Origin of the sequence: Bacteroides sp. 1_1_14, assembly GCF_000162515.1 — a bacterium.
In the GTDB taxonomy this organism is placed as follows: domain Bacteria; phylum Bacteroidota; class Bacteroidia; order Bacteroidales; family Bacteroidaceae; genus Bacteroides; species Bacteroides thetaiotaomicron.
Map to the genome: position 1 here is coordinate 663,167 of NZ_GG774704.1, position 17,845 is coordinate 681,011.

Consider the following 17,845-nt stretch of genomic DNA (forward strand, 5'->3'; position numbering starts at 1 on the left):
ATGCCAGCGTGCCGGCAGGCAGGCACAAGGGCAAGCAGACTGACAGGCAGGCAGGTGAACTGGCAGGCGGGCAAGAATGCCTTCCGGTTCGCAAATCTGAAAACGGACAGGCAGGCAACTATGTTTTTTTCACTTGCGTGGCAGCATTTGGCGCTGTCGTGGCAGCTTGTGGCGTTTTTGAGCCGTATTTCAGACTTGGAAAACACCCTACCTTTGCACCCAAGCGGCAGGGCAAAGCCGAAAGCGCGCACCGCAGACCCCGGCTCCGTCCTTCTTTTGGGCAGCAGAAAGGTATCGGGCGACCGATGCCTTATAAATGGGTAATGGCAGGTCTATCCCCAATCCGTTTACCACGGATTTTTGTGTCCTCAAAGACACAGCAAGGTGTCCTTTGAGTAACTCAAAGGGTTTCGGGTTACTCCCGAAACGACCTTGCCCCTCACGGGGAGGGCTTCCTCTCCGAAGTCGGGAAGCCTGTTTCCACCTGCGGTGCGGTTGCCGAAGCTACGCTTATGCCGTGACACCACTAAATCCATTGTAATATGAACGAGAACAAGAAAAAGAACGGGACTGACAGTCCCAAGTGGGGGCGGCATCCACGGGAAAGCCGCAAGTCGCACTGCGTGATGGTGCGTTTCGACGACGGGGAATGGCTCAGGTTCCTCGCTATGCACGGCAAGTCCGGCGTGGAGGCGAGGGCGGTGTTCCTGAAGGCGCACTTCTTCGGACAGCCGTTCCGGGTACTGGTCACGGACAAGACGCTGCTCGACTACTGCACGAAGCTGTCCGCTTTCCATGCGCAGTACCGCATGGTGGGGAACAACTATAACCAGACGGTCAAGGAGCTGCGCTGCCATTTCTCGGAGAAAAAGGCGATGGCATTGCTCTACAAGCTGGAGCAATGCACGAAGGAACTGGCCGCAATCACGCGGCAGGTCGTTGAACTTTCAAGGGAGTTTCAGGAAAGATGGTCGCAAAAATCACGGTAGGCACGTCGCTGTACGGGGCGTTGGCTTACAACGGCATGAAAGTGAACGAGGGCGAGGGGAAGCTGCTCGCCGGGAACAAGGTCTTCGACGATGGCAGCGGACGGGTGGACATCGCCCGTGCCGAACAGGATTTCAAACGGTACATGCCGGAGAACGTCCGCACACGGAACAAGGTCATCCATATCTCCCTTAATCCGCATCCCGACGACCGCCTGACGGACATGGAGATGGAAAGTCTCGCGCGGGAGTATCTGGAGAAGCTGGGCTACGGCGACCAGCCTTATCTAATTTTCAAACATGAGGACATCAACCGCCACCACCTGCATATCGTCTCCGTCAATGTGGACGAGAATGGCAGGCGGTTGAACAAGGATTTCATCCATCGCCGCAGCAAGCGCATCACCACGGAGCTGGAACGCAAGTACGGTCTGCACCCCGCCGACCGCAGGCAGCACCGTAACGACAATTCCTTGCGCAAGGTGGATGCCTCGCAGGGAGACGTGAAGCGTCAGGTGTCGAACACCGTCAAGGCGGTGATGGCTACCTACAAGTTCCGGACAATGGGCGAATACCGCGCCTTGCTCTCCCTCTACAACGTCACTGTGGAGGAAGCCCGTGGCATGGTGAACGGACGCGAGTATCACGGACTGGTCTATTCCGCCACCGATGATGGCGGGAACAAGGTCGGCAATCCCTTCAAGGCATCCTGCATCGGGAAGTCCGTCGGCTATGAAGCCGTGCTGCGCAGGTTTGAGTATCCCAATGCCCAAATCCGCGACAAGCGTCTGGCGGACATGACGCGCAAGACCGTCGCTGCCGTATTGGACAGGACGTACCGCAAGGATGAATTTGTCGCCCTGCTCAAAGCGAAGGGCGTGGATGTGGTGTTCCGCCACACGGACGGGGGGCGCATCTACGGGGCGACCTTCATCGACCACCGCACGGGCTGTGTGCTGAACGGCTCCCGGCTGGGCAGGGAATTTTCCGCCAACGCCTTGCAGGAGCACTTCACTTTGCCGTATGCGGACACGCCGCCGATGCCGTTCACCCTTACACGGGACGAACCGCAGGCGGAAGCCCATACCTATGTGGAACACGGCGAGAGCCATTCCACGGGCTTGGGCTTGCTTGGCGGCGACGCATCGGGCGCACAGGCGGAAGAAGCCGCCTTCGAGCGCGAACTCAAACGCAAGCGGAAGAAACGCCGGAAGGGTTTGGGATTATAAATTATCCGTCCGCAGGGCATCCAAGCAAAGGTCAGACCTTTGGCTATCTAAGGTCAGACCTTTGGTAGCCTCACCTCGGACTTGAGATAGGCTCAGGTCGGACTTGAGGTATGCTTATGTCCGGGGAAAGCCTTGCGGACATATTGTTCAACTTAAAAACAGAAACAGATTTATGTCACAACAGGAAGACGATTTGAGGGCGTTGGCGAAAATCATGGACTTTCTCCGCGCCGTGAGCATTATTCTGGTGGTCGTCCACCTCTATTGGTACGGGTATGAAGCCGTAAGGCTGTGGGGCATCGACATCGGTGTCGTGGACCGGGTGCTGGTCAATTTCGACCGCACCGCCGGACTGTTCCACCATATCCTTTACACAAAACTTTTTGCGCTGTTGCTATTGGCTCTCTCTTGCTTGGGTACAAAGGGCGTGAAGGAGGAAAAAATCACGTGGGGCAGGATTTGGACGGTGCTTGCCGCAGGGCTGGCCCTGTTCTTCCTGAACTGGTGGATGCTCTCCCTGCCGCTGCCCGTGGAAGCCAACGTAGCCTTCTATGCCGCTTCGATGGCGGCGGGCTATGTCTGCCTCCTGATGTCCGGCACGTGGATGAGCCGCCTCTTGCGCACCAACCTCATGGATGACGTGTTCAACGTGGAAAACGAGAGCTTCATGCAGGAGACGCGCCTCATGGAGAACGAGTATTCGGTGAACCTGCCTACGCGCTTCTATTACAGGAAGAAGTGGAACGACGGGTACATCAACGTGGTAAACCCGTTCCGCGCTTCCATCGTATTGGGCACTCCGGGCAGCGGAAAGTCGTATGCCGTGGTAAACAGCTTTATCAAGCAGATGATTGAAAAATCTTACTCGATGTACATCTATGACTTCAAGTTCAGCGACCTTTCCACCATCGCTTACAACCACCTGATGAACCACGGCGACGGCTACAAGGTCAAGCCGAAGTTCTACGTCATTAACTTCGACGACCCGCGCCGGAGCCACCGCTGCAATCCCATTCACCCGGATTTCATGGAGGACATCACCGATGCCTACGAAAGTGCCTATACCATTTTATTAAATTTGAACAAAACTTGGGTGCAAAAGCAAGGCGACTTCTTCGTGGAGAGTCCGATTATACTTTTTGCCAGTATTATCTGGTTTTTACGGATTTATCAGGATGGAAAGTATTGCACCTTCCCACACGCCATTGAGTTGCTGAACAGACGTTATGAGGATGTTTTCCCTATTCTCACCAGCTATCCGGAGTTGGAAAACTATCTTTCGCCCTTTATGGACGCTTGGCAGGGAGGTGCAGCCGAGCAGTTGATGGGGCAAATCGCATCAGCGAAGATACCGCTCTCGCGCATGATTTCCCCACAGCTTTATTGGGTCATGTCAGACAGTGAGTTTACGTTGGATATTAACAACCCGGATGAGCCTAAGATTCTCTGCGTCGGCAATAATCCCGACCGTCAGAACATCTACGGCGCGGCGTTGGGTCTGTACAATTCCCGAATTGTCAAGCTCATTAACAAGAAGGGCAAGCTGAAGTCGGCGGTAATCATCGACGAGCTGCCTACGATTTACTTCAAGGGATTGGATAATCTTATCGCCACTGCCCGAAGCAACAAGGTGGCGGTCTGCCTCGGCTTTCAGGACTTTTCGCAGTTGAAACGCGATTATGGGGACAAAGAAGCGGCGGTCGTGATGAACACGGTGGGAAACATCTTTTCGGGTCAAGTCGTTGGTGAGACCGCCAAAACGCTTTCCGAGCGTTTCGGCAAAATCTTGCAGAAGCGGCAGAGCGTCACCATCAACCGGGAGGACAAGTCCACCTCCATCAACACGCAGATGGAGAGCCTGATACCCGCGAGCAAGATTTCCACGCTGACGCAGGGCATGTTCGTGGGCGCGGTGGCCGACAACTTCAACGAGCGCATCGAGCAGAAAATCTTTCATTGCGAGATTGTGGTGGACGTGGAGAAGGTGAAGCGCGAGGAACAGGCTTACAAGCCCATCCCCGTCATCACGGACTTCACCGATGCCGACGGCAACGACCGCATGAAGGAAATGATACAGGAGAACTACAACCGCATCAAGGCGGAAGTGCGGCAGATTGTCGCCGACGAGTTGCAGCGCATCCAGTCCGACCCGGAACTGCAACACCTCTTGCAGGGCAAGTAAAAACGCCATAGGCGAAAAAAGGAAAATCCTTAACTTGGCTGGATGTTCAGACCGGGTTAAGGATTGTCCTTTTCTCGTTGATTGACAATTGAAATGAAAATTACTGCATTGGTTTCTCCGTTTTATACAGCAGATGGGGCATTTCTTTTCCATTGTATATAATGGTATGGCTGCCGCAAGGTTTCATGGCAATGGCTTCCGCCACACGGATGGAGGACGTGTTTTCGGGACGGATGCTGCAATAGACCTCTTGCAAGCCCAGTTTCTCGAAAGCGTACCGCAGGCATCTTCGGGCGGCTTCCGTGGCATAGCCGTTGTGCCAATACGCATTGTCCAGGATGTAGCCGAGTTCCACCGCTTCATTCCCGTTTATCACGCTTTTCATCAGCCCGGCCTGTCCGATAAGTTTGCCCCCGTCTTTCAACACAAGGGCGAAATACCCGTAGCCGTCCTTGCGGTAACGGGAGAACTGGCGGTTCACCCATTGGCGCACCTCCTTCTTGTCAAAGCCGTGTTCCCATGCGTACATGACTTCCGACTTGCCCATGAGGGCGAGCAACGCGCCCGTGTCCTTGCGGGTGATTTTGCGGATGACGAGCCGTTCCGTTTCCATGATCGTGAGCGACTCGGCGTAGGTCTTTATCTCCAAGCCGTCGTCTTTCCACTCCTTGACCATCTTCCGGACGGTATCATCCACCAGCCTGCGGTAGGCGTCATCGGGAACGGCTTTCAAGTAAAACGTGTCATTGGTTTCCTTCAACACCCAATCGGCTATGTCCTGCAAGTCCTTCCCTTCGGGGATATAGTCCTTGTGTATCATGTACTCGTTGATGTTGTCCTCCAGTAGTTCCTCCATGGCGGTACGGGTGTCTTCCTCCAATTCCGAAAACGGGGTTTCCGCTACCTGAAAAATGTCGTTGTTCCATTCATCCGCTTCTTCATCGTCCTCTTCCGGCACAAAAACGCCCCGTTTCATGTCCAGCATCTCCTGCGCGAATTTTCCCGACTCCCTGTCCTTGTACTTCTTGGCATATTTTTCCAGCAGTTCCCAGTCCTGCCGCCTCATGGGGAAGCGGAACGCGGCGCGTTCCACCTCGTTGCAGCGCATCATGTCCGCCTGTTCGTCCTTTGGAAGCGACTGGCATTCCTTGCAGATGTGCAGCGCGTGTCCTCTGCCCGAGAAGCTCTCGTTGGACTTGTGGCAGCCGCATACCTTGCAGTAGTGTCCGCCGTGTTTCCTTTTCTTCTTCACCATGTTACTCACCCCTTTCCAGCAAAGCCTTTCCTTGTTCGGTGAGCCTGTATTTCTGCTTGGGATGTTTCGGCTGGTCAGGATAGAGCGGTTCCACCAATCCGGCTTCCATAGACGGGTTAAGGTAATTGCCCAAGAAATTCTCCCTGTCCTTCAGTTCCATCATTCCCATCATTTCTTTCAGCGAGCAAGTGTGTTCCCCTATCAGTTCAATGAGCCGGACGATGCTTGTCGGGTACTTGTCGGGTGCTTGTCGGGTACTTGTCGGATGCTTGTCGGATGCTTGTCCAGCCGTTTCCATCTCATAGCGGAATACCACCCATACGGAACTCCCGTCCGTGTGGAATTCCGGGTCGGGTATGCCGGCACGGCGGCACTCGTCTATCATCAGGCTGATGCCGCGACCCCAGCTTTCCAGCAACTCGCTTTTGTAAAGCACGTTGGCTATGATGAGGTTGGGCGGCTCTGAACTGTGTCCGCCAAGCAGTTTTTCAAGGGTCATGTCGGGAGGGAACGCGCCGCTGCTCTCTATTTCCACGCGGTCGTCATAAATGGCGATGCCCACCGAACCGCCCGGACGGTGGTAGGCTCTGTGACAAAAGGCGTTGATGCAACATTCCCTCAATGCCTTGTAAGGTATGCTCAGCTTTTCTTCACGGTACAGCCCCTCTATTTTACCCGACAAGGACAGGTGCTTGAAAAAAAACGACATGGCAGCGTCCAATAGCGCGTAGATGTTCCCTTGCTGTCTTTGGTTGTCTATGAATTCCTCTTTGCTTGTGCCTCTGAACCTTGCCATTCGCAACAGGCATTGGGGATAGTCGTACAGATTGCGCCCGAACAGTACGGCGGCGGCATTGTTCAGCTTCCCGTCATGCAACAGGTCGAATTTTTCAAGGATGGCGGGTATTTCTTCGCGAATGGTGGTTTCCGGCAGGCGTCCGCAGTTGATTCCGGCGCGTACCGCACCGATGATGACATTCTCGTCGAGGTCGCTGATTTGCAGGTCGGGGTTGGGGATTGCCTCCCAACTGTATTTGCCGCCCCTTTGCATCAGCAGGTGGTTGTACTTGTCCTGCGGCATGACAGACGTCACGCTTTCTATCCGCTGGTAAGCCCTGCCTTTATATGTGAACGGACGCATATAGCGTTGTTCCTCAGCATATAAGGCAATGACCTGTTTGTCCGTGTCGGGAATGTTTGCGTATGAGACCGTTATCGTGGCAAACGGCTCGAATAGGCGGATGGCTTCCGCAATTTCCCGTTTCGTCTTGTCGCTCACTTCCTGACCGGTGATTTTCCCGTTGTCAGCCACGCCGAACAGTACCGTACCGCCCTCGCCGTTGAGGAAGGCGCACAGTGTCTCCATGCCGCGCTCCAACTGCCCGGTGATCAGCTTGTATTCTGTCCGTCCCCCTTCATCGCCGGAGGCCAGTTTGCGTATGTCGTCTATATTGGTTATATTCATGCGTAATCGTTTGGAGGGCAAAAATAATCATTTGACCGACAGATACGAAATTTTGGAGCATTTTCTTGCAAATTGTCATTGCTAGAACAGGAAAAAGAAACCGGGAGCAAGGGGCTTCTACCCATACACCTTGTTCCCGGTCATGAATCAGACAGAAAAACTTTCATCTCTTGCGTGCCCGTTCCCGCTCATCGTCTTTCACGATTCGCTCGTTCAGCTTTTCGGAAGCCCGGTCGAAGAAATAGGTACGGCTGTCATTTTTCCGACGACGGATATCCACATAGGCGTTGTAGCACTGACTGGGCTTCAACTCCATGCCGAAGAATCGGGAGAAATGGACCATCAGTTCCTGGATACCGGTTTCTCCGCCGTTGATACATTTCAGGGTGTCGAGCCCGTACAATAATTCCACTAGGTCGGATATGCTGCCTGTCCAACATATCGGAGGGGCATCAGAAGGAGGGGCGCCGGTTTTCTCGCCGGTAAACATGTGGGAGGGCGGCAACGGATGGTATTCCCGGGCAAGGAACCGTAGCATCTTGCGCACAAAGGCAAGGGCCTTGTGTACATGCAGATTCAGTTCGCTCTCATGGCTCCTGCCTTGCAGGGCCTCATGGTATTGCAGCTCCGTTTCCGCATAGCTCAGGGCGTGTACCGGATGTCCGCTTTCGGGCGGGATGAGACAGAGTTGGATGACCCTTTGTGTAAACTCATCGTAGGCCGTGCGTAACCCGGTGCGGCTGTCGGGATTGCTTATCAGACGGAAAAACTCGGTTTCCGTCAAGGTGAGATGTTCCATTTGTTCCTAATTTTTGTTTTTACTCGGATGAAATGTGCGCACATACATCCATAGGAGCAAATGATAGTCCAATTACAATGTTATGGTGATGAACTTGTATGCAATTTCTTGCAAATCAAGCTCTTGGCAGACGAAAATTTGTTTTAAGGAAGAATAGGCAGCCTCCTTCCCGTGTCCGACTTCCGGACAGGTGTCCGTTTTTCGTACACAGTACCGCCCTTTCTTTCCGCTTTTTTCCATTCCGTTTCGTCCTTTCCCCTGCCATGTCACCTCTTCGTCTGAATCCCATACAGGTCCATTTTCTCGTACAGCGTGCTCCGGCTTATGCCCAGCAGTCTGGCGGCCTCTTTCCGATTATGCCCGGCCTTTTCCAAAGCCTGGCATATCCGCTTCTTTTCCATGCATTCCCCTTTCAAGGCAATGTCAGGATCGGAAGGCTTTCCGGACTCATCCAAGTTCAATTCTTCCGCCGTCACCAATTCCCCTTGGGCAAAAAGCACGGCGGATTGGACCGCCTGTTTCAGTTCCCGTACGTTTCCCGGCCAGTCATGGGCCAGCAACCGTTTCTTCGCCTCCGCATCGAAACCTTTTACCTGTCTGCCATGCTCTTGGTTGTAAAGTTCCCGGAAGAATTCAGCAAGCGGCAGGATGTCTTCCGGGCATTCCCTGAGCGGGGGTACTTTCACGGTGTACTCACTCAATCGGAAATACAGGTCCCGGCGGAAACGCCTTTCCGATATGGCTTCTTCCAGATTCTCGTTCGTTGCGGTGATGATGCGCACGTTGGCTTTCCTGTCTTTTGTGCCGCCGACAGGACGGTAACGCCTGTCCTGTATGGCGCAGAGCAGCATCTGCTGTACGCCGAGGGGAAGGTTGCCTATCTCATCCAGGAACAACGTTCCTCCCTCGGCTTCCGACCAATAGCCTTCCTTGCGCCCGACCGCCCCGGTAAAAGCCCCTTTTTCATGCCCAAACAAGGCGGAAGCGGCCAGACTTTCGGATAACAGCCCGCAGTCCACTGTCACGAACGGTTTGTCCGCACGGTCGCTTTGGGCATGTATCTTTTCAGCGATATGTTTCTTTCCTGTACCGTTCTCACCCCGAACCATCACGCAGATGTCGGCTTTGGCTAGGACGTGGAGACGTCCGAATACTTTCTGGTAGGCTTCGCTCTCCCTTATGAACAGGGGTTCCTCATGGAATGACTGCCTTTTCTGCAAGTCTTGGAGCATGGCGGGAAGCTGGCTGGTCAGCAGTTTCTTGGGGATATAGTCTTCCGCTCCGGATTTCATGGAACGCACGGCGGTAGGCACTTCCGCATAATCCGTCATGATGACGTAGGGATTGTGCTTCCCCTCGCGGCGCAGTTCTTCAAGCAACAGGATGCCGTCACCGTCAGGCAACCGGAGGTCGGCAAGCACGATGTCGTCATCTTCCAGCATTGAAAACAGTTTCCGGGCACCGGTGCAATCGGAGGTACTGACTGTCCGGTATCCGTTTTCTTCCAAAAAATTGCAGACATACCTGCTGTACACAAGGTTGTCTTCCACTACGATTATCTTTCCCATTTCTTCATCTCCTTTCTGGCGGCTTCTATGATGGTTTCTCCTTGTTCCAACACGGCACGGGCTGCATAGGCGACTTCTTCGTCCGAGTACGGTTCCTTGTGGATGGCTTCGTGCAACTTCTGCAAGGGGCGTTCCGTCCGTATCACCATCCATGAGCTCCTCAAATGGTGTACCCAGCTGTTCAAGGCTGTCAAGTCTTTCCTTTCGGATGCCTTCCGGACTTCCTCTATCTCTTTCTCCGTTTCGGCAATCAGCTGCTCCAATGTTTTCCGCTTGTCGCCGAAAGCCAACAGGGCGGAGAAGTCCGGCTGCCGGTTCCCTCTTTCACGGATGCAGTGCCGTGTCGCCTCCATCAGTTCGTCTATGGAAAACGGCTTGGGAAGCAATCCGGAAAATCCGGCTTCTTTCAGTTCCTCCTCCGATACATAGCCGGCCGCAGTAGCTGCCACGATGGGAAGTTCACGGGAATTGCCGATGTCGGACATGCGCAGCAGTTCCAGAATCTCGTAGCCGTTCGCTTCCGGCATTCTCAAGTCTGTTATCAACAGGTCATAATCCTTGCTCCGTATCCTGTCGGTCAGCTCGGCCAACGTAAGGCAGTTGTCGCATGAAACGCCACATTGAAGGTACATCTCGCGCATCAGGCGGAGCGTCACCGGGTCGTTGTCTATGGCCAGCACGGAACATCCGGCCAGTGAAGGACGGACATCCATTGACTTCTCTTCTTCCGGTACTTCTTCGGCTTTCGGCAGCGGCAGGACAACGGTGAAGCGGCTTCCTATGCCAGGTTTGCTCTGTACGGAAGCAGAACCCTGCATCAGCTGTACGAGATTGGTCACAATGGCAAGGCCCAGCCCGAAGCCGTCCTGAGTCACAGCATTGCCCAGACGTTCGAAGGGGGCGAAAATCTGTTCCTGCTTTTCTTCCGGGATGCCCGTCCCGGTATCCTGCACGTACAGGATGAAGTTGCCGTCCTTATAGTCCGTGCAGAGTGTAATGCGACCGCTGCGGGTAAACTTGACCGCATTGGAGAGCAGGTTGCTTCCGATGCGCAATATGCGCTCCTTATCGCCTCCCAGCACTTCTGTCGTCTGGTTGTCAGTCACGAATTCGATTCCTTTGGCTTCAGCCAAAGGGGCGAACTCCGTTTCCAACACAGTTGCTATTGACTCGGAGCGGAATGGACGGATATGCAGCTTTTCTTTATGGATCTCCAGCCTGAAAAATTCCAGCAGCTCGGTGGTCATGGAAGCCATGCGGCTGGCAGATTCACGCACGGTTAATATGTGGCGTACCCGGTCTTCCAGGGCTTCATCCCGGAGCAGGAGTTCTGCATTGCCGCTTATCGCCGTCAGGGCCGTGCGCATTTCATGGCTGACAGTCTGCATCAGGTTGTGACGGAATTGCAGCAATTGCCGGTTCTTCTCATTGCTCGCCTGCAATTCGCCGATAAGTTCTTCGCGTTTCTTTTTTTCGCCATGATTGCGGCGGATTTCCCGGTGGATGGCGATGTGGAACAGGATTAAAAGGAGGATGGCGGTGGACAAGGTAGAGGTGAGCAGGAGCGTGGAACGGCTTTGCGCTTCCATTATCTTATGCTCACGCTGAAAGAAGGCTTCCTGCACTTGCCTGTCCAGATTCTTGATGAGGTGGTTCAGCCGGGCGTTCAATGCCAGATTGCGGGCGTACAGGCTGTCGGCACTGGTTTCCATATCCTCCGTCCCTTCCTGCTGCATGGCAATCAGGCTGTCACTGAATGCGTGCAGTTCTCCGGCGGAAGGCAAAACCCGGACGGTTTTCTTGGCGCCCAACGCTCCCAGTATATTGTCCCCTTCTTTTCCTCACGGTGCGTATGCGGGTGGCACGTTCCGCCACTTTGGGCAGATGGTGGACAAGCAGACTGTCAGCAGCATCCTGTATCCCGATGGCTTCCACGACACGGAACAAGTGCATTTCCTTGTCGGCAAGCAGGTGCCGGAGCGTGTCTATCTGTTCGGGACGTACATGCTGCCTGCACCGGGGCTTCAAGGCCAGCAGCAGGCTGTCTGTGGACAGCCGTTTCTGGCGATAGTTTGCCGTATCTGCATTTTCTTGGCTGATCAGGCTCTCGCCCAGCAGGGAAAGCTCGGTGATGTGAAGGTGTGCGGCATGGATGTCATTCCGTACCGATTGCAGGTCATGCACTTCGAAATCTATCTCCCGCATCCGGCTACGCTCACGAAAGAGGATAACCACCATTCCGACTATGGCGGCCAGCAACAGGAAGTTCCCGGCATATATCTTTTGTGTCAAGGATACTTTCATTGCTAGTCATATTATCCGTAGTGCATTCTCTCATCAGAATGTGCTACCTCGTTTATGGGCAAAAATAGAAATTATCAACCACAATCCATGCGACCGGTTCAGAGTTTATGAATAATTATTTTTTTAGAACGATTCAAAACAAATTGAGCCGCACCATGACGGGTGTTTGATTGTAAAATAGTCATTGGGATTATGCAAGCGTAACGCAGGCATCCGAACGAACGGATATTACAACATCCGGCAAGAGTGCAGACAATGCAAAATGCACAGAGAGTCTGATAGACAATGCAACTACTTGCATACAGGTACAACAAAACAATGGCGACTACAACATTTGGGTTCATAGTTGCAGTCGCCATTTCACATGCAAAGGTTGTACCTGTGGTTCCCGAAAACTTACGATTTCTTTCCTGCTTCGGATACAGCTACAAAAATAGCCGTCCTGATTCCGGGCGGCTATTATAACTACTTGCAGGTAATTGCAGACAGTGCTTTTTAATATATCTGTCTACAAGGTGAGAAACAACAATCAATTGTCACTCGTCCCTCCATTATGGTTTCTGTTGTAAGAGGTTGTCACGACTGCCACATCACCGTATTGTCTTCCACTGACGGAACGGTTCAATGCGGAGACGGTCAAAGTGGTCACTTGTTGAGTACCTGCCACGTGCAAGGCCGTACCGACGGGCAAGGTCACATTGATGGGGTAAGTTCCCGTAGCCGTAGTGACACCTGCGCCGGCAATGCGGGCCAGAATCTCAATCAGGTAAGCGGTTATCCGACTGGTCCCGGACGAAGTGATTTCCGTTCCGATGTGATAAGTGAACGAGGCCGAACCAACGGTCATGTCACCCGATCCATACAGGTTGTCCCACAGGTCTTGTTCAAAGGCCAACGGCGTGCTTGTGGAGGAAGAAGTCACATCCGCTCCAAAGAGCAACGTATAGGAAGTGAACTGGTCGGCAAACACGATTACTTGTCCGCCTTCTACAGTATATTCTGCATCCACCCATTGCCCGTTCACGTATTTCTGTGCCGTGATGGATTGCGCCACTTCCGCATCCACATCGTAAGCCAATTCGATGGGACTTGAAAGCGTGGCGTTCGCATCGGTGCAAGCCACGCTTGTACCAATCAGCATGACGCTTTCGGCAGCACGGGAAGTGGCACGGGTATTGGCTTCGGCTTCATCCAGCGTGTAAAGCGGGGTAACCACGATGGAACTTCCCGCAGGCAATTCCGCCGTCTCGGGTACGGTGACAGCCACTGTGACCGCGCCCTCGTCATTGCCTTCGATGGTCTCTGAAGTCACGTTGGCCTCCGTATCGCCGTTGGCGGCTACTTCAATGGTCGTGCCTTCATTGGGCAATGACACGTTCCATACGACATTGGCTCCGCTTCCGCTTTCTGCAACGGTGACGGTTGTTTCCTTGGACTGTTTCCCCGGAGCGGAAGCCGTCAGGGTATAACTTCCGGCATCCACATCGTCAAAAGTGAACGTGCCATCTGCGCCGGTCTGTGTCGATTCGCCGTTCATGCTCACGGTAGCCGAAAGGCCGTTGCCGTCCATGCCGGTGACACGCCCGCTGATACTGTGCGATACGGACACCGTGGGCGGCGTCACGTTGCTGTAATCCGGATCATCGTCACTGCACCCTACGAAACTGGTGCACAAAGCCACACTAAGGAATGCGAACATTCCCCATCTTGATAGATTTCTAAGATTTTCCATTTCTAAAAATAATTAAACGATTAAATTAGGTTATTTTGAAATTCTGTATTCTAGTAGTTATATCCGTATTGTTTGTGTCTTCAATCAGGGTGGGTCTTGCCCAACAGGTTTAACTTGAAACACAGGCCACCTGTGAAATGTTTCCCATTCTGCAAGGTTGCCTGCAAAAAGAGGTGTTTCCACAACAAACAGTCTGCGCCGATGTTGATATCGTCACCGGTATATTCTATCGTTGCCCGAAGGTTTCTGGCAAAGGACGGGCGATAGGTGATACCGGCGGCTATGCCCCGCCATTTGGCATTGAAATCCGATGTAAAATAGCGGTAGGTCAAATGAAAACCAAATTCATTCCGCCTGTACATGACGTGTTTGCTGGCGGCTATATAATAATTCTGGAAGTAGTCGTTGACCGGATATTTGCCTTCGGCATAGGACTCGTTCACCTTGCTGCCGGGATCCTGGGTGCCTATGGCAATTGCAGGCCACCATTTGCCTTCTTTCAGCGGACGCACTTTCAGGTGAAAGTACCGGTCTTTCTTATTATGTCCGACATGGCCATCGTTGTCAATCCCCTTCAGTATGGTACAGACATACGCTATTTCTATCCAAGGGAAGGGGGTGATGGCCAGAAAATGGTTGGTCGTGTTGAATTTCTCTCCTTCATACTGGTAGGTGTCAGGAAGAAATTCCTGATTCAGGAAGAAGAAACCGATACGGGCTTCTCCCTCTGTCGCCATTTCCGCCGTGGGCACGTGGATCATGCCGGTAACGCCCGAATACTCTTGCGCCCTCAATATCGGAATGCAGCCCATCACGACAAGGAGGCCAATCAATAATCTTCTCATTTCCGCCCTCCTTCCTTTTCCGAGAAGTCCGGCTTCATGGTGTTGCTGCCCCATTGCAGGGCATTGCGGTCAAACCAGCCCTCGCGTTCGTTCTCCTCCGGGTCGGTCGTGTACATTTTGTTGGCATAGGCGTCACCTTCCATACTGTATGTCAGGCGGAAATTAGAAGCCGGACGGAAATTGACAGTGCGCCGTTTCCGCTTGTAAGGCGGTATCATCATCACCACCTTAAAACCGGCATTCTTGCCGCCCTCGTTGCTATACTCGCCGTACAATCCGACCGTACAGTGGTTGAAATGCCGCATGGCTTCAACTATGGCTCCATAATCTTCATAGAGGAAACGTCCGCCCCTTGCGCGGAACTGCGTATTCCATTTGTTCAGATAGACATCGGTGCCCAGCAAGGCGGTAATCCGTTTGGGGGTACTTGCTTCCCAGTCCACTGCCATTGAACAATAGCCGGTTAATCCAGCCTGCACTTCCAATGCCAACCAGCGGTTTACGACATACATCCCTTTCAAGTCCAATCCATACCGCTCCCTGCCGAACAAGCCGCCGCTTGCTTTCAGGAACCACCGGGATCGCCAATGCGCCTCTTTAGATAACACCGCCATGTTCAACCGTACTTTCTTGTATCGGTCGCCATAGTCGTTATACACCGGCACTAATGCCTGTGCTGCCGCCTGCCACCCCTTGCCCATGTTCCATTTCACACCGGGAGTCAGATTCAGCAAAATCTCATATATTTTCCCATTGTGAAACAAATCCCGGTAGTTGAAATCCGCCCCTACAAATATATCTACCTGACCAGCGGGTATGGACGGCTGTGCAATTATGGATGAATACCCATAAAAGACCAGCATGAATAGCAAAATGAACAGTTTCTTGCTTATTCTCTCGTAAGCTTTCATTTTTTCATATACGCTCGTAATTGTTTTATTGTTAATTGATGTCATAGTTCATATCCCGGTCATCTTTCATCTGATACCTTTTACCACATTTTCTACGAAACGCAAGTTTCTCTTCATCCTTTTAACCCAATGTGAGCCATCCTGATTTTACTCTAAGATGGCTCACATTGAAACGACACTCGCACAAAGTGCCTTTCAGTCTTTCACCAGAAAAGAGGTGAAAGGTTTATTTTTCCCAATCATTTATTCACACTTTCATTAGTCCAAATATAATCCTTCATGATAAAACTTTGTTTTAGCTTCCACCTTAGGTCAGTTTACAAGGAACTACACGCAGACCGTGAAACGGGCTGCTGACAACAAACGGCGGTATGCTCCCGGAGAGGGCAGCATACCGCCTGTTTTGTTGTCTAGGGTTTCCAAAGGGGTGCCCCCTTTGGCACACGACTTTGCTTGCAAAGTGTAGTGTGTTATACCTGCTGGCGTGGCTGACAGAGGAAACGGGGTGCGGTGCTTCTTGCACCCCGTTTGCTCCGGCAGGAAAACAGGCTGAATTTTTGCGAATGGGAATGAGCAAAAAATCGGCCTGTTTTCAGAGAACGGCGGCAGGTATATGAAAGCCCCCGTCCCTCGTCCTACGCTCCGACTTGTGGACAAAGTGTCCCGAAGTTGTGGCCACACTCCCGGAAAAGTAGCAGGACAGCGGGCAACCGTCAAGGCTGAAATGAACGGGGTTACACCCGGCCTTGACCGCCGCCCGCCGCCCCGCTGGATGGGTGGACAAGGCGGCCAATCCCTCAAAGTGCTTGTCCGCGCTCTTTCTGATTTTGAGGTATTCAGTTTTTCAAAATTGAATAATCAAAATAAATTTTTTCGATTGAAAAAATTTTATTTGTTATCATCTTCAATGCCATATTTTTTCTTTTGCCGAATCACATAATTACTGATTTTTTCATCATATAGTGGATACTGGTAATCCAACTGGCATGCCACTTCTGACGAAACCTCCCGGAACAATGCCATACATTGTTCAAAGGATTCCCACATATGGGGATAGGAATCCATATTATAAGTGGACATAAGTCGTTCCCACAATTCCTCTGGGACATATTGCTTCATAAATTTATAGTTTTTTCCCAAACTGAAATGAAATCCCTGTTTGATACCAATCAGCCAGGAAATCATGCGAAGCAATTCTTTTCGTACTATATCATTCATATGGTCAATAGCAAAAAGAATTTCTTTGCGGCATAAGCCCTTTACTACATATGTTGTAGTATTCCAAAATTCATTACAGCAATCGTCAAACATTCTTTGAGTAGGCTTCTGCAAGTGGTAGTCTATATCCGTTGGTATTGGCGGCTTTACGATACGGTTGTCTTTATCCAACAGTAACTTTACCAGTTTATCCCATGTAAAATACTCGTCTATCAGTTCCAGCGGCAGCAAAGTTAAATCTATCTTAACATCATCAGTAAACAGCATTAAATATGAAAATCCCTTTTCTACAGCTGGAAATAATTCCATATCTTCCGGCTTTTGCAGAATCAACCTTTCACCAAATATATCTAGCCATTTATCATCACTTGTGAAGCTGTCCATATCCGTAACAAAAAAAGTAATATCAAAATCCTGAAAATCATCAGGCGGAATATTTGTATTTGTTCTAGATCCTTCCAAAGTAACCATGCGAATGCGTTTGTCTGTTTTTGCAAAATTCAAAACAATATCATAAACTTCCTTTTCTGATCTCATTTTTATCTCCTCCAATTATTGAAATAGGTGTGAAGCCATTTTAGGGCTTTCCCGCCTTGATTACCCTTTAGCAAAGACGGGCGGGGCTGTCAACGGCGGCGCATGAAATGCGCCGTTCATCTTGACCGTTGACTGGCTCGGCTGGCTTTGCTATTTTTATCGAATTGCATATTGGTAAATTGCATTGATATGTACTTGGGTTGTATTCACGATTGGCACATTAACATCTTCGGGCTTTATGGCAAGTGGCAGCTCCGTACAGGCGAGAATGAGTGCATCTACATTTTCTTTTTCAATGTATTTATTTGCCAGTGCAATCATTTTCTCTTTATCACTAGGAATTACTATGCCATTCTCTAAATTGGGGTATATCAGTTTTCCTAATAGAGATATTATTTTTTCGCTATCGCCTTTACAAGTAACATCATCGGGCGGCGAAGTTCATCTTCCATACCCGGAATATCCATCATCTCTTTAGGCGGTTCTGCTTCCTCTACAACTTTAAGCTCAAACCCATTGTTCAGCAATCCCATTATAATCTGTGTAAGTGTGTGATGTTGTTTTACTACATCACATCCTAAAAAATGTGTATTTCGTTCTCCTGTTATAAAGTAATTATCAATCGCCCAATATTGCGGTTTCCCATCATCTGTATAAATCCAATCCTGCCCAACTCCTGCGGTAAAAACAGGGTGTTCGATATTAAAAAGAAAAATTCCACCTGGTTTTAATGTCCTATACACTTTTTGAAATATTTCCACTATGTCCTCTATATAGTGCAGAGCTAAAATTAGATATAACACAATCCCATTCA

General features: G+C 51.3%; 15 protein-coding genes and 1 pseudogene. 4 read left to right on the top strand and 12 right to left on the bottom strand.

Translation table 11 applies throughout. The features are described 5' to 3' along the window. From HMPREF9007_RS27620 to mobC, 4 genes and pseudogenes are all read left to right on the top strand, one after another. Positions 1 to 395: pseudogene (locus HMPREF9007_RS27620) on the top strand (hypothetical protein); the annotation flags it as partial. 147 nt (positions 396 to 542) lie between these two features. Continuing rightward, positions 543 to 989, top strand: coding sequence for a conjugal transfer protein MobA (gene mobA, locus HMPREF9007_RS15225; protein WP_004292808.1), 447 nt, complete (start codon positions 543 to 545; stop codon positions 987 to 989). Beyond that, positions 968 to 2,215, top strand: a complete 1,248-nt coding sequence (gene mobB / locus HMPREF9007_RS15220) for a conjugal transfer protein MobB (protein ID WP_004292807.1) — start codon at positions 968 to 970, stop codon at positions 2,213 to 2,215. The genes mobA and mobB overlap by 22 nt, the downstream gene beginning before the upstream one ends. Positions 2,216 to 2,387: 172 nt before the next feature. After that, complete coding sequence (gene mobC, locus HMPREF9007_RS15215; protein WP_004292806.1) at positions 2,388 to 4,397, top strand: conjugal transfer protein MobC; 2,010 nt, start codon at positions 2,388 to 2,390, stop codon at positions 4,395 to 4,397. A 100-nt stretch (positions 4,398 to 4,497) separates the two neighbouring features. Here the strand turns inward: mobC and HMPREF9007_RS26070 are convergent, their stop codons facing one another. The 12 genes from HMPREF9007_RS26070 to HMPREF9007_RS15165 form a co-directional block, all read right to left on the bottom strand. Further along, positions 4,498 to 5,652: a GNAT family N-acetyltransferase gene (locus HMPREF9007_RS26070; protein WP_004292804.1), complete on the bottom strand. Its 1,155-nt coding sequence runs from the start codon at positions 5,650 to 5,652 to the stop codon at positions 4,498 to 4,500. 1 nt (position 5,653) lies between these two features. Continuing rightward, positions 5,654 to 7,117 (bottom strand): ATP-binding protein, encoded by a 1,464-nt coding sequence (locus tag HMPREF9007_RS15210; protein ID WP_004292801.1) that lies wholly within the window; start codon positions 7,115 to 7,117, stop codon positions 5,654 to 5,656. 163 nt (positions 7,118 to 7,280) lie between these two features. Next, positions 7,281 to 7,916, bottom strand: a complete 636-nt coding sequence (locus tag HMPREF9007_RS15205) for an RteC domain-containing protein (RefSeq protein ID WP_004292800.1) — start codon at positions 7,914 to 7,916, stop codon at positions 7,281 to 7,283. Positions 7,917 to 8,182: 266 nt separating this feature from the next. Then, entirely contained in the window at positions 8,183 to 9,484 is a 1,302-nt protein-coding gene (locus HMPREF9007_RS15195) for a sigma-54 dependent transcriptional regulator (RefSeq protein ID WP_004292796.1), read from the bottom strand. Continuing rightward, a complete protein-coding gene (locus tag HMPREF9007_RS0124905; protein ID WP_277754652.1) occupies positions 9,472 to 11,295 on the bottom strand; it encodes a hybrid sensor histidine kinase/response regulator in 1,824 nt (607 codons plus the stop codon). The genes HMPREF9007_RS15195 and HMPREF9007_RS0124905 overlap by 13 nt, the downstream gene beginning before the upstream one ends. Next, positions 11,234 to 11,788 carry a hypothetical protein gene (locus HMPREF9007_RS27625; RefSeq protein WP_032850306.1) on the bottom strand — a complete coding sequence of 185 codons (555 nt, stop codon included), beginning with the start codon at positions 11,786 to 11,788 and terminating at the stop codon, positions 11,234 to 11,236. Before HMPREF9007_RS27625 ends, HMPREF9007_RS0124905 begins: the two co-directional genes overlap by 62 nt. A 529-nt stretch (positions 11,789 to 12,317) precedes the next feature. Further along, positions 12,318 to 13,520: a DUF2012 domain-containing protein gene (locus HMPREF9007_RS15190; protein ID WP_004292790.1), complete on the bottom strand. Its 1,203-nt coding sequence runs from the start codon at positions 13,518 to 13,520 to the stop codon at positions 12,318 to 12,320. A gap of 80 nt (positions 13,521 to 13,600) precedes the next feature. Then, on the bottom strand, positions 13,601 to 14,365 hold the full coding sequence (locus HMPREF9007_RS15185; protein ID WP_004322045.1) for a YjbH domain-containing protein: 765 nt from the start codon (positions 14,363 to 14,365) through the stop codon (positions 13,601 to 13,603). Then, on the bottom strand, positions 14,362 to 15,321 hold the full coding sequence (locus HMPREF9007_RS15180) for a hypothetical protein (protein ID WP_004292788.1): 960 nt from the start codon (positions 15,319 to 15,321) through the stop codon (positions 14,362 to 14,364). The genes HMPREF9007_RS15185 and HMPREF9007_RS15180 overlap by 4 nt, the downstream gene beginning before the upstream one ends. An 843-nt stretch (positions 15,322 to 16,164) precedes the next feature. Further along, the gene (locus HMPREF9007_RS15175) at positions 16,165 to 17,031 is read right to left on the bottom strand and encodes an aminoglycoside 6-adenylyltransferase AadE (protein ID WP_001255868.1); all 867 of its coding nucleotides are present in this window, start codon (positions 17,029 to 17,031) and stop codon (positions 16,165 to 16,167) included. Positions 17,032 to 17,187: 156 nt separating this feature from the next. Further along, positions 17,188 to 17,427: an aspartate/glutamate racemase family protein gene (locus HMPREF9007_RS15170; protein WP_071585656.1), complete on the bottom strand. Its 240-nt coding sequence runs from the start codon at positions 17,425 to 17,427 to the stop codon at positions 17,188 to 17,190. Continuing rightward, positions 17,424 to 17,845 (bottom strand): methyltransferase domain-containing protein (locus HMPREF9007_RS15165; RefSeq protein ID WP_346962711.1); only part of this gene is annotated, 422 nt, incomplete at its 5' end. The genes HMPREF9007_RS15170 and HMPREF9007_RS15165, both read right to left, overlap by 4 nt.

Coding starts and splice junctions, on each gene's coding strand:
- mobA (WP_004292808.1), top strand. CDS start 543: ATGAACGAGAACAAGAAAAAGAACGGGACTGACAGTCCCAAGTGGGGG.
- HMPREF9007_RS15175 (WP_001255868.1), bottom strand. CDS start 17,031: ATGAGATCAGAAAAGGAAGTTTATGATATTGTTTTGAATTTTGCAAAA.
- HMPREF9007_RS26070 (WP_004292804.1), bottom strand. CDS start 5,652: ATGGTGAAGAAGAAAAGGAAACACGGCGGACACTACTGCAAGGTATGC.
- HMPREF9007_RS15190 (WP_004292790.1), bottom strand. CDS start 13,520: ATGGAAAATCTTAGAAATCTATCAAGATGGGGAATGTTCGCATTCCTT.
- mobB (WP_004292807.1), top strand. CDS start 968: ATGGTCGCAAAAATCACGGTAGGCACGTCGCTGTACGGGGCGTTGGCT.
- mobC (WP_004292806.1), top strand. CDS start 2,388: ATGTCACAACAGGAAGACGATTTGAGGGCGTTGGCGAAAATCATGGAC.
- HMPREF9007_RS15210 (WP_004292801.1), bottom strand. CDS start 7,117: ATGAATATAACCAATATAGACGACATACGCAAACTGGCCTCCGGCGAT.
- HMPREF9007_RS15205 (WP_004292800.1), bottom strand. CDS start 7,916: ATGGAACATCTCACCTTGACGGAAACCGAGTTTTTCCGTCTGATAAGC.
- HMPREF9007_RS15180 (WP_004292788.1), bottom strand. CDS start 15,321: ATGACATCAATTAACAATAAAACAATTACGAGCGTATATGAAAAAATG.
- HMPREF9007_RS15195 (WP_004292796.1), bottom strand. CDS start 9,484: ATGGGAAAGATAATCGTAGTGGAAGACAACCTTGTGTACAGCAGGTAT.
- HMPREF9007_RS15185 (WP_004322045.1), bottom strand. CDS start 14,365: ATGAGAAGATTATTGATTGGCCTCCTTGTCGTGATGGGCTGCATTCCG.
- HMPREF9007_RS27625 (WP_032850306.1), bottom strand. CDS start 11,788: ATGAAAGTATCCTTGACACAAAAGATATATGCCGGGAACTTCCTGTTG.